Origin of the sequence: Blastopirellula retiformator (assembly GCF_007859755.1) — a bacterium.
Taxonomy (GTDB): Bacteria; Planctomycetota; Planctomycetia; order Pirellulales; family Pirellulaceae; genus Blastopirellula; species Blastopirellula retiformator.
Genome location: NZ_SJPF01000008.1, coordinates 41,643 through 55,579, shown reverse-complemented (window position 1 = coordinate 55,579; position 13,937 = coordinate 41,643). Strand labels below are relative to the sequence as shown.

The 13,937-nt window shown below is 59.2% G+C and carries 14 protein-coding genes; all 14 read right to left on the bottom strand.

What is annotated here, in order from left to right; genetic code table 11:
* Positions 1–89 precede the first annotated feature (89 nt).
* The 14 genes from Enr8_RS24470 to Enr8_RS24405 all read right to left on the bottom strand — a co-directional run bounded on the left by Enr8_RS24470 (position 90) and on the right by Enr8_RS24405 (position 13,772).
* The gene (locus tag Enr8_RS24470; RefSeq protein ID WP_146436849.1) at positions 90–653 is read right to left on the bottom strand and encodes a hypothetical protein; all 564 of its coding nucleotides are present in this window, start codon (positions 651–653) and stop codon (positions 90–92) included.
* Complete coding sequence (locus Enr8_RS25880; protein WP_222434945.1) at positions 646–1,062, bottom strand: hypothetical protein; 417 nt, start codon at positions 1,060–1,062, stop codon at positions 646–648. Before Enr8_RS25880 ends, Enr8_RS24470 begins: the two co-directional genes overlap by 8 nt.
* 116 nt (positions 1,063–1,178) lie before the next feature.
* Positions 1,179–1,739 (bottom strand): hypothetical protein, encoded by a 561-nt coding sequence (locus Enr8_RS24460; RefSeq protein ID WP_146436845.1) that lies wholly within the window; start codon positions 1,737–1,739, stop codon positions 1,179–1,181.
* Between the two features lie 31 nt (positions 1,740–1,770).
* The gene (gene folP / locus Enr8_RS24455; protein WP_146436843.1) at positions 1,771–2,670 is read right to left on the bottom strand and encodes a dihydropteroate synthase; all 900 of its coding nucleotides are present in this window, start codon (positions 2,668–2,670) and stop codon (positions 1,771–1,773) included.
* 32 nt (positions 2,671–2,702) lie between these two features.
* Positions 2,703–3,236, bottom strand: a complete 534-nt coding sequence (lptE, locus tag Enr8_RS24450) for an LPS assembly lipoprotein LptE (protein ID WP_146436841.1) — start codon at positions 3,234–3,236, stop codon at positions 2,703–2,705.
* The gene (bamD, locus tag Enr8_RS24445) at positions 3,233–4,465 is read right to left on the bottom strand and encodes an outer membrane protein assembly factor BamD (protein WP_186767865.1); all 1,233 of its coding nucleotides are present in this window, start codon (positions 4,463–4,465) and stop codon (positions 3,233–3,235) included. Before bamD ends, lptE begins: the two co-directional genes overlap by 4 nt.
* 77 nt (positions 4,466–4,542) lie before the next feature.
* Entirely contained in the window at positions 4,543–5,295 is a 753-nt protein-coding gene (recO, locus tag Enr8_RS24440; RefSeq protein ID WP_146436837.1) for a DNA repair protein RecO, read from the bottom strand.
* Positions 5,296–5,425: 130 nt separating this feature from the next.
* Complete coding sequence (locus Enr8_RS24435) at positions 5,426–6,718, bottom strand: hemolysin family protein (RefSeq protein WP_146436835.1); 1,293 nt, start codon at positions 6,716–6,718, stop codon at positions 5,426–5,428.
* Entirely contained in the window at positions 6,715–7,212 is a 498-nt protein-coding gene (gene ybeY, locus Enr8_RS24430) for an rRNA maturation RNase YbeY (protein WP_146436833.1), read from the bottom strand. The genes Enr8_RS24435 and ybeY overlap by 4 nt, the downstream gene beginning before the upstream one ends.
* 8 nt (positions 7,213–7,220) lie before the next feature.
* Positions 7,221–9,509, bottom strand: a complete 2,289-nt coding sequence (locus tag Enr8_RS24425) for an HD family phosphohydrolase (protein WP_146436831.1) — start codon at positions 9,507–9,509, stop codon at positions 7,221–7,223.
* A 13-nt stretch (positions 9,510–9,522) separates the two neighbouring features.
* Positions 9,523–10,470: a PhoH family protein gene (locus Enr8_RS24420; RefSeq protein WP_146436829.1), complete on the bottom strand. Its 948-nt coding sequence runs from the start codon at positions 10,468–10,470 to the stop codon at positions 9,523–9,525.
* 170 nt (positions 10,471–10,640) lie between these two features.
* A complete protein-coding gene (locus Enr8_RS24415) occupies positions 10,641–11,549 on the bottom strand; it encodes a phosphatidate cytidylyltransferase (RefSeq protein ID WP_146436827.1) in 909 nt (302 codons plus the stop codon).
* A 3-nt stretch (positions 11,550–11,552) separates the two neighbouring features.
* A complete protein-coding gene (locus Enr8_RS24410; RefSeq protein ID WP_146436825.1) occupies positions 11,553–12,332 on the bottom strand; it encodes an isoprenyl transferase in 780 nt (259 codons plus the stop codon).
* A 123-nt stretch (positions 12,333–12,455) separates the two neighbouring features.
* Positions 12,456–13,772 (bottom strand): adenylosuccinate synthase, encoded by a 1,317-nt coding sequence (locus Enr8_RS24405; protein ID WP_146436823.1) that lies wholly within the window; start codon positions 13,770–13,772, stop codon positions 12,456–12,458.
* Between the last annotated feature and the right edge of the window lie 165 nt (positions 13,773–13,937).

Here is a 13,937-nt window from a genome sequence, read left to right as displayed (position 1 = left end):
TTTAAGTCAATGGAAACGCGGCAAGCGGAAAGGTTCATCCAGAAGCGATAAACCGTTTCCCTGTCGAAACTTACAAACAGGCGCCAGGTCTACGCGGATTCGTCAGCAATGCGAGACAGCAGATATTTGCGGATGTTGCGGTTCATTCGCCACCCAAACAGCACGCATGCGGACGCCACTAACAAGAGGGAAAGCACCACCATCGTCCACAACAACGCTTCGCCGCGAAAGACCGCAATTATAATGAACACCGGGGCCCACATCAGCGCCAGCGGAGCGAGATATCCCATCGCATATGTCAACCCATGGTTACTCGGACGCTTCCGAAGAGCGAAAGCGGTCAGCCCATGTATCAGCCCCGAAAGCGAACCTAAAACTCCCCCGTATATACCGGCCATCGCCAACGCAATTCCCAGCGAGGTTCGATTTTCCTGTACGGCGATCAAATCAAGCAGCACCCCTTCAGCATAAGAGACGCCCAACACAAAACAGGCGGTAAGAGCTGTTGCGATCCCCGCTCCATTGAGCGCCCCCGAGATAAACGGCAGCGCCAACCAACGCCCGATCTTATCCCCATCCATCAGGGGCGCATCGGCAGGATCTTGCTGCTCGACCGGCGGGCTGGCGAACGGATTTTCGTTGGCGTCAGTCAAGTTCGCCTCCCCGTAGGAGCGCGGCTCTGTTCGCAAACATGGCATGGGCCGGCGATTGCACCCTTCGAAACAGAAACACTCCCATCAACATGCCGCAGAACAACAAGATCGCGGTAATGATCATTATCGTTGGAGTAATGGGAACCCGCACCCAATACGCGATCGCGATAAAGGGACCGGCAAATAGAAGCGGCGGCATAGTGGCACAGCTTACAAATTGCGGAACGCTTCGCCAAGATGAATCGCGCGTGAGCATGGCGACGAGCCCGACAAGGAGACCGCTCAGCGCACCCAAGAACGCGAACACGGCCCCAAAAATCAACATCGTGAATGGCAACGACAAAAGAACCGATGGATTGTCTGGGAAAGCGATCGCGATTCCCAGAAGATACAAGACCGCGAGCAGCACCGAAAAACGCCCCTAGCCGAAGCCCGGCCACCACAGGCGTCTTGCACCATTCGAACGGGGTAATCTCTCGCTCGGCGCTGGCCGTTTCCGCCGTCTTTGGCGGGGCGAACCGGTTGTCATTGACGCTCGTCAACATCGCCTCCTGATGCGGCCATCGATGCTTCTTCTCTTTCGGTGCGATCGAGCGTTTTCAACCCCCCCAACAGGTACAACCCCATCATCAAACCACAGCCAAACAGCACCATGATCGCAAACCCGATGCCAGGATACGCGAGCGAATGGGCTGAGTAATAGTAGGCCGATAGCGGCCCTGCGAACACCGCAGGCGGAACAATCGCACAGCTAAAAAAATGAGCCGCCGTTCGCCAAGCCGCGTTGCGCGTTGCCAGCGCAACGCTCCCCACGATCGCGCCACACAATGCCCCCATCACCCCAAACGCCAACCCGAAAACAACCAGCCTAAGCGGCAACGAGAAGAGCACCCCTGGGTCGCTGGGTAACAGAATCGATAGCCAAATGACATGGAGCACCGCCAACACGGCGCCCTGGAACGCCCCCAGCATGAGCCCACTGATCGTGGGAAACTGACACCAATCCAGTGGCGGTATCCCGGAAGCCTGGATCGGTTTCGCCGTTGCGTGCGGACTGGCGTACGGGTTTTGAAATTCGGTTTCCACGTCCCCAGTCTAATCCAACGCAAGAATTGTATTAGAGGATTTCCCCTGCCTTCCCATCCACACCGCCACACGCCACAAACAGCCGCAGCGCTTCCTTATTCGCCCGCACCTCATGCACGCGGATGATCTGCACACCTTGCCGCGCCAGGGCCAGTGTTCCGCCGATCGTGCCATACGTACGCGGCGCTTCCGCATTGTCGAGCAACTTACCGACAAACCCTTTACGCGAATGGCCGACCAGCAGCGGTTGGCCCAACTCATGATATCGCCCGCACTGAGCCATCAATTCTAAATTGTGCTGATGCGTTTTGCCAAAACCGACGCCGGGATCGAGGCAGATTCGCTCTGGCTCAATTCCAGCCGCAATTAACGCGTCGCGCCGCTCGGCCAGGTAGGCGAAGATATCCTCCACCACATTGTCATACTGCGGGTCGTCTTGCATCGTCTGCGGCGTCCCCTGCATGTGCATGGCGCAGATACCGGCCTGGGTGCGAATCGCCGTTTCCAGCATTTGCGGATCGCCGGAAAGGCCGGTCACGTCATTGATGATCTCGGCCCCAGCAGCAATCGCTTCGCGGGCGACCACCGCCTTGGAGGTGTCGATCGAGATCGGCACGCTGGTCGCTTCTCTCAGGCGCTCGATCACCGGGATCACGCGCCGGAGTTCTTCCGACTTGTCGACCTTGTCGGCATACGGCCGGGTGCTCTCGCCGCCGATGTCCAGAATCGCGGCGCCTTCCTCGGCACAGCGGAGGGCCTGCTCAACCGCCAGCATTGGATCAAAGTAAGAGCCGCCGTCGGAAAAGCTGTCCGGCGTCACATTGATGATCGCCATCAACTGCGGCGTGCAGTCGAAGGTCAGGGTGCGAGTACGTAGCTTCCAGGTCGAAGCGCGGCTCGGAAATCGGGTCGAGAGGTCGTCGGTGTGCATCGCACTATTTTAGCAAGCGGCGATAGCCAGAATCACCAGGGCGCCTGCATGTTTCGGACGATTTGCACCGCCAGGTCGCGGATCGCCTCTTCCTGGGCGATCGCCATCGTTTGCCCCGCTTCGGGGACGTACTTGCTGGAAGTGTTGATCCGATCGGCCGAAAGGGCCGGCGCCAGGCTCAGCGAAAGAGGATCTCGCAAGGCGTTTCCCCGGGCGTCAGTCCAGCGATAGACGACCGTCAAGGTTTCCTGAATCACGCGGGCTTCGTCCAGACCGTTCTCGGCTATAACCGCCTTCTGGTCGGCGACCAGCTCGCCGCTGAGGGTACTGTCGGCCATTTCTTTCGAGACGACCTTATAAGGGGTCGTCGATTCGATCTCACGCACCACCGCTTCGGTCAGGCGTTCTCCCAAACCGGGACGAAACGACTCGGACGGGAACATCGGGACGTAAATCGTCTGGATATCGGGCCGGTAGAGCGTTCGCGCACCAATCTGGTAGCAGGCGCAGCCGGAACTGAGCAGCGCGACTAGCAGCGGCAACGAGATCCAACGACGATCGATCATGGGGCCTGAACGTTAGCGGTGCGGGGAGTCGGGTCTTCCGGCGCAATCTTCGGCATGTCCTTGTCCTCGTCATAGTCGAGCAAGTCGACCAGCCACTGCGCCTTTTGCTCGGGATGGTCGGGACGATCGGCGATCTCCCGCATACGCTCACGGGCGGCGTCGGCCATGTTCGAGTTCGGGAAGTCCTGAATCACCTGGAAGTAGTAGAAGCGGGCGCCGCCATACTGCTGACGTCCTTCAAAGAAGGTCGCCAAGTGCCAGAGGCGTTCCGCTTGTTTGGCTCGCACTTCTTTCTTGGCGGCGTCAATCGCTTCGCGATGTTCGGCGACGCGATCGGGGAACTGACGCTCCATCCGCTCGGCCAGTTTGCCCGCTTCGTCCAGCGACTGACCATCATACGACGGTCCCTGATACATCTTCAGCTTGCAGAACATGCCCAGATAGTGAGCGATGAACTGATGTTCGCTGGAGGGGAAGTTCTGCCGGAGGTCGGTGTAGAAGCGATCGGCCGCTTCGTACTTCTCTTGCTTGAAGTTGGCGTTGGCGGCGGCCAAGGTGGCGTCGTCGGCTAGCTTGCCGGTCGGGTCGTCCAACCGAATCATGTCGTAAAGCTTGATCGCATTGCCAAAGCGGTCGAACAGCGGACGCTGCTCGTCGGTAAGGTTCGGCTGCAGCGACGCGTCGGGGTTTTCGTTGTACCGCTCAACCCAGTAGCGAGCTAATTTGAAACGGCGGTTGCCGACCTGATCGAGATATTTGGTATTCGGGTACTTCTTGACCAACTTGCCATACATCTCGACGGCGCTGGGATACTCGTCCAAAAAGTAGTAGCACTCGGCGGCGTACATCAGCGAGTTTTCTTCGAGGTCCGACTCGGGATAGTACTTGCCGGCCAGTTTGAAGTTGTCGGCCGCCCGATGCAACGAGCTGTCGCGTTTGTCGACCGGGGCCTTCATCCCTTGGTCGTACAGCGTTTCCGCTTCGGCATAGAGACGCTTGGCGCGGGCTTTGTCTTGCACGACGCGGCCGGTCGATTCGCGGATCGAGCGTTCGACGCTACTGCCGCCCAGCGATTGCCACCATGACTTTTTCTCAACGGTGACCGGATCGACCTCGGCGCCGGGGGGCTCGTTTTCTTCAAACGAAACCTGGCGAACGCCGGTCGACGCTTCGGGGGTATTGGCGACTTGCGTCGCTCCGCCTGGTCGCCATGAAGCGCAGCCTAGCATGGTCGTCGCCAGCAAGACGACGGCAAGGCTTCCTGCCCATAACGATCGACGGGGGCATCCATGTCCCGGCATTCGTTTCATTCGCTCAACATTCCCAGCATGTCGTGCATCTTAAGCCGATGGCCCGCTTGATGCGTGATGTATCGATTAATAACGCCGCGGCATTCGCCGCTGCGCTTCGGCGGGATCTCCGTTTCTCGCCACGCGTCTCCCGGCTCGGCAAACCGACGGAAGATCTCTAACGTTTCCGCACTGACGTCAATCACCTGCCGATGTCCGGCCCTGGCTTCTGGCGAAAGTACGCCGCCAGCCAACAGCCCCAACGGCACGCGACCGGTCTTTGGGGCGGGCGTACCGGTATCGACGCAAAACGATAATTCCGGCAATTGCCCCAACAACCGCAGCAGCTGCAGTTCGAAATGAAGCGTTAACTTCATTACGTCTCCGCCGCTATCCAGTTCGTGCAAGGTCTGGTCCGTAATCTGGAATAACTCCTGATACGGATCCGATTCGTGCGTAAATTGGGCGAGCAACTCGGCGATGTAGTACCCCGCGTACAAATGGGGCAGGCTACGCTGAGCCGAGCGAAACTTTCGAAGAAGTTTAGCTTCGGTCAGGATATCGAGGGAGTCGCTCGTTTTGTGGAGGAACACTATGCGACAGAGGGACAACAGGTCAATAGCAGACTCGAACGCGCTTTTCGGGCGGCGGCATCCCTTGGCAATTCCGGTAATCTTGCCGAAATCCTCCGTAAATAGCGTGGTAATGCAACTGCTTTCGCTGAATTCGACAATGCGAATAACGATCCCAGTAGTTTTTTCGCTCGACATAGATGCGGTGCTAGCGGACAGATTTCTTGGGCGACCGCCCTTCGTAGGGGTCCGCTGTGCGGACCATCGCGCTACGCTGCGGTTTGTCTGGTCCGCACAGCGGACCCTACGCCGACCAGCATACCCGAAGTTACGAAGAAGGAGACTCAGCCGGATCGAGCTTCGTCAGCTTCAACTTTTGAATCCGACGTCGATCGGCCGCTAGCACCACGATTTCGACATCGTCGATGCGCAAACGATCGCCCGTCTTCGGGATCCGCTGCAGGTGACTGATCACCATGCCGGCCAGCGTATCGTAGTCGTCTCCCACCGGCAGATCGAGACCGAGTTCTTCGTTCACGTCGTCGATATGCGCCCGGCCTTGCACTTCGGCATGATCGCGGGTGACGCGGACGATTTCCTCCTCTTCGTCCAAGTCGTGCTCGTCGACGATCTCGCCAACGATCTCTTCCAGGATATCTTCGATCGTGATCAGGCCAGCGACGGCGTGATACTCGTCGATCACGATCGCCATGTGATTGCGATCGCGCAAGAACTGCTTCAGGAGTTCGTCGATCGGCATCGACATCGGCACCATCATTGAGGGACGCGCCAATTCGCGGAGCGACGCTCGCTCGTCCTCTGGCTTGACCAGTTCCGGCAGCAGGTCCTTTACAAACAGCACGCCGACAATCTGATCAAGACCTTCCTGGAAGGCGGGAATTCGCGTCCGACCGGTCTCCTGAACGAACTTGACGGCGTCTTCCCACGACGCTTCGACCGGCAACGCGTCGATCTCGTTGCGGGTGGTCATCACCTCAGCGACGTCGATATCGCCCAGTTCGATCACGCTTTCGATCATTTCCCGCGCGTCTTCTTCAAGCAGACCTTCGCGCAAGCCTTCGGTCACGATCGTGCGAATTTCGTCTTCAAATTCCTCTTCTTCGTCGACCACCTCGTGCGGAATGTTGGCGAGCCGGCGAATGACCCCTTCCACCAGACGCACGCCCCAGGCCAGCGGCGAGAAAATGACGCTCGCGACCGCCCAGAATCGCCAGGTGTAATAGATAAACTGCGGCGCAAAATGCTCGGCGACAGCCCAAGGAAGCCAAATCGTCGAGGCGATCAACAGGAAAGCGACCGCCAGCACATCAGTGGCGAAACCAGCCGGCGTGAGCGTGTTCGTCTTGCCAAGGTCGAGCAACCAGGCCTGACCGGCGACCAGAAAAAACGCCGTCCCCAATACCTGCAGACACTGGGCCGCGAAAGCGGCGTCCTCATGATTTTCGTGAATCGTGCGGAACCAGCGAATCTGTCGCCGTCGTTCGCAAAACTCTTCCAGTTCGTGCCAGCTTAGATAATGGAGGACACGTCCCGTTACCGCCGACAATATCATGAAAGCGGCGCCAACGCACGAAGTCCAAAACACCAGGGAAGCGTTCATCCGACGGCGCCTCGCTGTTGGGGCGCTTGGTCGAGATGGCGATGCGACTGCGGGGGCTCTAGCTGTATTCGCTCGAGATAAATCCGCTCCAGTTTCCGCATCGTTAGGCGATCTTCGTCTTCGTGATCGTCATAGCCTGCCAGGTGCAGGGCGCCATGAATGACGTAGAGCAACGTCTCGTGCTCGGCCGGCCACTGGTACTTTTCGGCCTCCCCCGCGGCATATTGGCAGCTAATGACGATTTCCCCTTCCAGCAGATCGTCATCGGACGTCAGATTGAACGTCACAACGTCAGTGGGGTAATCGTGCTTGAGAAAGCGATTGTTGACCTCGTGGATCTCGGCGTCGTCGACCAGGGCGACGCTCACTTCATACGCTTCGATGGACTCGCCGGCAAAAACCGCTGCTAACGCTTGGCGAACCGCTTCGTCGGTCGGGGCCGCATACTCGGTGCGACGTACAACTTCGACCGCCTCGTCGGGCTCATCATCCATGGGACGCTCTAGGCTCTCTGTTGGCTGGGGTATTTGACGCGACCGTGGTAGACGGCCGTCAGGCTCTTCGTCACGCTGTCTTGAATCTTTCGCAACTCGGAAAGGGTCAAACCAGATTCGTCGAATTGACCGTCCAGCAGACGCTTCATCGTCAGTTCTTCGACCAGGTTTTCAATACGGGCCGGCGTCGGATCGACCAGCGTGCGGCTGGCGCTTTCGATCATGTCGGCGATCATCATGACGCCAGCTTCTTTGGTTTGAGGCTTCGGTCCGGGGTACCGATAGCTGCTTTCGTCCACTTCTTCGCCGCTGGAAGGGTCGCTCTCGCTACGGCGACTCGCCTCGCGATAGAAGTACTCGACCAGCGTCGTGCCGTGGTGTTGTTCGATAAAGTCGATGATTGCGCGGGGCAACTTATGCTTTCGCGCAAGGTCGGCGCCATCTTTGACATGGGCGATGATGATCAACGTGCTCATCGCCGGCAACAGGCTGGCGTGGCGGTTGCCGTCGCCGGATTGGTTTTCGATGAAGTATTCGGGCTTCATCATCTTGCCGATGTCGTGGAAATAGGCGCCGACGCGGGCCAACAGGCCATTGGCACCAATCGCATCGGCGGCCGCTTCGGCGATCGATGCGACGTTGATCGAGTGGTTGTAGGTGCCGGGAGCGCGCCGGACGAGCTCTTGCAACAGCGGATCGGCCGCATCCCCTAGTTCTAACAAACTGATGTCGGTCAATACTCCGTACGACTTCTCGATGAACGGCAAAATCCCGGTCATCAAAAAGCCGGTCACAATTGCCCAGCCTGCCTGCCAGGCGGCGATTTCCAGCAATCGCATACTCAACGGCTGACCAACGACGACCCCGACCCCAAGCTGCGTCATGAAAGCTGCGATGGCGGCCCAGACGCCGACAAAAATCAACCTGGTCCGGCTGCGAATGCGCACCGTCATCAAAATGGCCGTCGCCGTCGCGGCCGCGATCGTCACATAGGTGGCCAAGCCTTCGCCCACCAGAAACACGACCGCCAACATTGCACAGGCGGAAACCAGCAGCGCCAGCTCTTGCCGATAGACGATCGACAGCAACATCCCGAGCGCCATCAGCGGAACCAGTTCGGCCCGCCAAGCGTCGTCAATCCAATAGGCCAGCGCCACCGCGCCAGCGATCGGAACCAAGAACATCAAGAAGTTGTGGACCGACGCCAGCACCTGAGGCGACTTAAACGCCAGGTACACGCCCGAGAGCGTGGCTAGTGCGATGAACATGCCGACGATCGAGAGCGAACGCCAGAGTTGCTTGGTCAGAGGCAAACCGTCGCAATAGGCGTCATGTTCGCTCCGCAGCAGTTTCAGCGGTTCCCCTTCGAGCGGCACGCCTCCCTTGGCGAGCGATTCGCCGGTCGGAATGTGACGCATGACCGGTTCGACCTTGTCGACGGTCGCCTGACGTTCGGCGATGGTCGCCACTTCGTTCTTGGAAAGCGTGCCGCGCAGGTTGGAGCTGATCCAGTAGTAGATCGGATCGATCACTTCGGCGCTCGACTCTTCCTCTTGCAGCCGGCTCAGTTCGATCTCAAGGTTTTTCTTCAGGTTGTTGCGGGCCTGGGCGATCAGCAGATCGGAAATCGAAACGGTTCGCCGCGCGTCGGGCTCTCCCTTGCGATAGACGATGACCTCGGCCTTGTTCCCTTTGTTTTCCGCCTGATCGTTGTTGTCCATCAGGCCATTCTTGGTGAAGCTCGTCAGAGCGGCGGCGACTCCTTGCTCGAGCGCCGTCAACTTTCCTTCCTTCGCGTAGAAGGTGCGGAACTTCTCGTACAGCCGTTTCTTTTCGGTTTCCGGCAAGGCCTGGTCGGGAGCGGCAGGCGCCTTCAGAAAGTCGTCCCAAGCTTCTGCAATCTTCGGCGTAAACTCGGACGCCCCGACGATACCGTTGAGGGCCGACTGCAGCTTGCCGCGCATCTGCTCGAGCGGCTCCGGGTTATTTTCGTAGACGGTGCGGGCATTGGCGGCCGCCGCATCGCGAGCCCGCTGATCGCCGGCCGGGTCAGGCACCGCAAAATCAATCCGCGACACGATGTCGCGGGGCGGCACAAAGTCTTCGCGATAGGGGAATGGCGGCTCCCAAGAAATTGTCGCCATCCACAAGATCACCGCGGCGGCTGCGGTAAGCGCCACCATGGCGGCATTTTCAGGCCGCTGCAATTGCTGAAGCAGGCGTTTGGCGGCGCCAGGCTTCAGCACGATGCTGCTAACGTGATCGGACCGCGTTCTTGATTTGATATGGGGAGGCATGATTCGCGTTGGGCTAGTTCGTGTTCGTTCCCCGTTCGTAAGCGTTCACGATCTCTTGGACGAGAGCGTGCCGCACGATATCGGCTTGCGTGAGATGGACCTGGCCAATTCCCTTGATATCTTTCAATCGCATGATCGCATCCGCTAAGCCGCTGCTGACGTTCGGCGGCAAGTCGTTTTGCGTCGCGTCGCCGGAAATCACCATCCGCGAGTTCTTGCCCAAGCGGGTCAAGAACATCTTCATCTGCGATACGGTCGTGTTTTGGGCTTCGTCCAAAATAATGAACGCGTCATTGAGCGTCCGTCCCCGCATGAACGCCAGCGGGATCACCTCGATGACGTTCTGTTCCATGTATCGGGCTACCTGCTCTCGATCGATCATCTCGCCGAGCGAGTCGAGCATCGGCTGCAGGTAAGGATTGATCTTCTCGTGCAGCGTCCCCGGCAAGAAGCCGAGCTGTTCGCCTGCTTCGACGGCCGGTCGTACCAAGACGATCTTGCGGATCCGCTGCTCCAGCAACGACTCGACGGCGTAGGCGACCGCCAAGTAGGTTTTGCCGGTACCTGCCGGTCCCAGGGCGAACACCATCTCATGCTCGCGCATGATTTCGACATAAGCCGCCTGACCGGGGGTCATGGGAGTGACGCGCTGCGTCTTCTTGAAGACCGAGATCGGCAGCGTCTTCGGCTTGGTCGTCGTCTCGCCGGTGACGTCGGCCAGCGAGTCTTCGACCTCGTCCAGTGTGATGAGTCCTTGGCGTTCCACTTTATTCCGTAACGCTTCGATCACCTTGGTCGCCTGAGCGACGGCTAGTTCCCGACCGGCGATGCGCACCCGGCCGTCACGATGCGTAATCGTGACGCCGAGCGATTCGCGAATCCGGCGAACGTGTTGGTCGCGGGCTCCGAACAGCTGAAGTACAGACGAATTGTCGAGAAATCGGATAGTCGCTTCGTACATGCAGTCGGCGTCAGCCGCTGGGGCTGCCGCAGTTGGAAGGTTTTCAACACCACTAAAAATATAGACAATCTTTCGTCCGGCGAAATCAGAAATCCACCGGAAGTGCGGTAACTCATTTCATGGCTACACTTTAGGCCTATTCGGATCGTTGCGGCGGGATTAAAATCTAGCTATTGCGGCCCTACCAGACCGATTTCCCAGAAAAAAAGGGCCATCGGGGCCGCCACCAGTAGCGAATCGAGGACGTCCAAGACTCCTCCCAGCCCGATCAGCCAGGTGCTGGAGTCCTTACTTTCCATATCTCGCTTGAACAGCGATTCGGCCAAATCGCCCACCATCCCGGCGATCGCGACGCAAATCGCATACAGACAGAGACGCCAAAACGCTGGGGGTTCGCTTGTCGTCAGTTGCGGCGCGACCAACGCGAAAATCACCCAGGCGCCAAACACGGCGAAGACCAATCCGCCCAGCGCCCCCTCGACCGTCTTGCCGGGGCTCAGATTGGGGGCCAGTTTCGTCCGTCCGAACAGCCGCCCGGTAAAGTAGGCGCCGGCGTCCGACATTTTGGTGGCGACAATCATCGACAACAGTGCGATCATCCCCCAGGCGTTACCGTCCGGCAGTTCGCTATGGACCAATCGCAACCGGATCACAAAGCTCATCAGCCCGCCAACGTAGGCGATCGTAAAGATCGTCAGACCGACATGCACGATCGCCCAGCCTGGCTTTTCGTACCGCCGCATCTCGCTGACCAGCGACAGCACCATTCCCGCGGCTAATGAAAACAAGATCCACTTCGACTGCATGCTGGTCGGGGGCGTCTCGAACGGCCACCAGATCGACATCGCGGCGGTCCCCAAAACGAGGAGCGTGCCGACATGACATGCCCATCCGGCAGGGCGCAGTTGCTTGGCTCGCAACAGCCCCAAGACCTCTTCGGCGGCGAACACGGCGATCATAACCGCCAATGGCAGGAGCCAAATTCCAGGACGATCGAAGTTCCAGCTGAAGTCGAGCCAACAGAGCGTGATTACCGGAATGATAATCGCCGCGGCGCCGATCAATCGCCATCCTAGCACGGGCTAAGTCGCTCCTTCCGCGGTATCGTCATTCAACCCGCCGAATCGCCGGTCTCGCCCGGCAAAGTCGCGTATCGCCTGATGCAACGTCTCTTCGCAAAACTCTGGCCAACATTGCTGGGTGACCCAAAGTTCGGCGTAGCTGATCTGCCACAGCAGAAAGTTGCTGATCCGCATTTCGCCGGCCGTGCGAATCAACAGGTCGGGATCGGGCATGCCGGCGGTGTACAAGTGAGCGGCGATCGCGTCTTCGGTTATCGAGGCCGGATCGAGCGCGCCACTAGCCGCCTCGGTCGCCATTTTGCGGACCGCGTCGACCATTTCGCCCCGGCCGCCATAGTTGATCGCCAGACAAAGCGTGGTGCCGGTATTGGTTGAGCTGAGCTGGATCGTGCGATCCATCTCTTGCTGGACCTGCGGCGGAATCCCATCGCGGCGACCGATGATCCGAACCTGAATATTGTTGGCCATGATCGTGCTGCGTTCTTCGATCATGTACTGCTCGAGCAGATGCATGAGGAAGTCGAGTTCGTATTGCGGCCGCTTCCAGTTTTCACTGGAAAGACAATAGAGGGTCAGCTGCTCGATGCCCAGCCGAGCACATTCCTCGGTCGTCCGCCGCACCGACGTCACGCCGCGGCGATGCCCTTCGACCCGCGGCAAGCCCTGCCGCTGCGCCCAACGTCCGTTGCCGTCCATGATCACCGCAATATGTCGCGGCAGACGCTCGGCGGGAACGCCCAGATCAGGCTGAACGGATTGGCTAGACGATTGCGAGGTCATTGCGAACTGCGGGTACGAGCCATGCGATACCAGTCGAATGAATGCGACCACGAAAACGCGTTACGCTTTCGCGGAGTTTCGGCTTATTGTAGCGACTCGTCTCGGTTCCGTGCGAGCGGTCAACTACGAGGCGGCGCCGACCAACTCCGCCAGTTGCTCGGTGAAAATCGTCTGTTTGCGATCAGGGCCGACCGACACGACGCCAACTTCACAGCCGACCAGTTCCGAAATCCGCCGGATGTACGCCAGCGCGTTGGCCGGCAGATCTTCCATGCTACGGGCGCCGGTGATCTCGTCGGCCCAACCGGGCAGCGTTTCGTAGATCGGCTTAACCTTGCGGACGTCGTCGACATGGCTGGGGAAGTGGGTCAGCCGCTCGCCATCCAGTTCGTAGGCGACGCAGATCTTCAGTTCGTCCAGCGTCGACAGCACGTCGAGCATCATTAGCGCAATCGTGTCGATGCCGCTAATTCGGGCGGTGTAGCGGACCGCCACCGCGTCGAGCCAACCGCAGCGACGCGGACGCCCGGTCGTGGTGCCAAACTCGTTACCCCGGACGCGGATCTTCTCGCCCAGTTCGTTGTCTTGCTCAGTCGGAAACGGCCCGCCGCCAACCCGCGTGCTGTACGCTTTGACGACGCCAATCGTCTGGTTGATGAACTTCGCCGGAACGCCCGAACCGGCCGAAGCGCCGACGCCCGAGCTGTTGCTGCTGGTAACGAACGGGTAGGTGCCGTGGTCAACGTCGAGCAGCGCGCCTTGGGCGCCCTCAAAGAGAATGCGTTTGTTCTCGTCGGCCGCGTCGAGCAGATAGGCGGTCGAATCGGTGACGTATTCCCGCAGACGATCGGCGTAGCCGGAATACTCGGCGTAGATCGCATCGGCGTCGAGCGGCGTGAATTCCCCCTCGTTGTACATGCTGGCGATCGTCTTGTTCTTCGCCGCGGTGATCAGTGCGATCTTCTCCTTCAGACCAGGACGAACCAGGTCTCCCAGGCGAATCGCATGTGAACGGCCGACCTTGTCGCGATAGCACGGGCCAATGCCGCGCATCGTGGTGCCGATGTTCTCGCCATCGGCGGTCGACTGGTTCATCGCCCGATCTTCGGCCATGTGCCAGGGGAAGATGATGTGAGCGCGGTCGCTAAGCAGGAGGTTCTTGACCGGAACGTCCCGCTCCTTTAGCCCGTCGATTTCCTGCAGCAGGATCGGTGGATTGATGACGACCCCCGCCGTGACGACGTTGGCGACGTCCAAGCTGAGAATCCCGCTCGGAATATGGTGCAGCTTGTAAGTGTTCTCTCCGTCGACGACGGTATGGCCGGCGTTTGCGCCACCCAAAAACCGTGCGACCACATCGTGGCGCCTGGTCAACAAATCGACGAGCTTTCCCTTCGCTTCGTCGCCCCACTGCAAGCCGATGACGCATGTACCTGGCACCGGATTCGCTCCGCTTATATCAAGTCTTTGGACCAACACACAAACTTCCCATATTACGGCGACCGGAACCGCTCGGTCAACCAGGAGGAGGAACCGCCTCCACAGAGGGGCAAGGCGGGAATGCCGACTTGGTCGCCGGAATGACGCGAAGCTCAGATTCCGCTA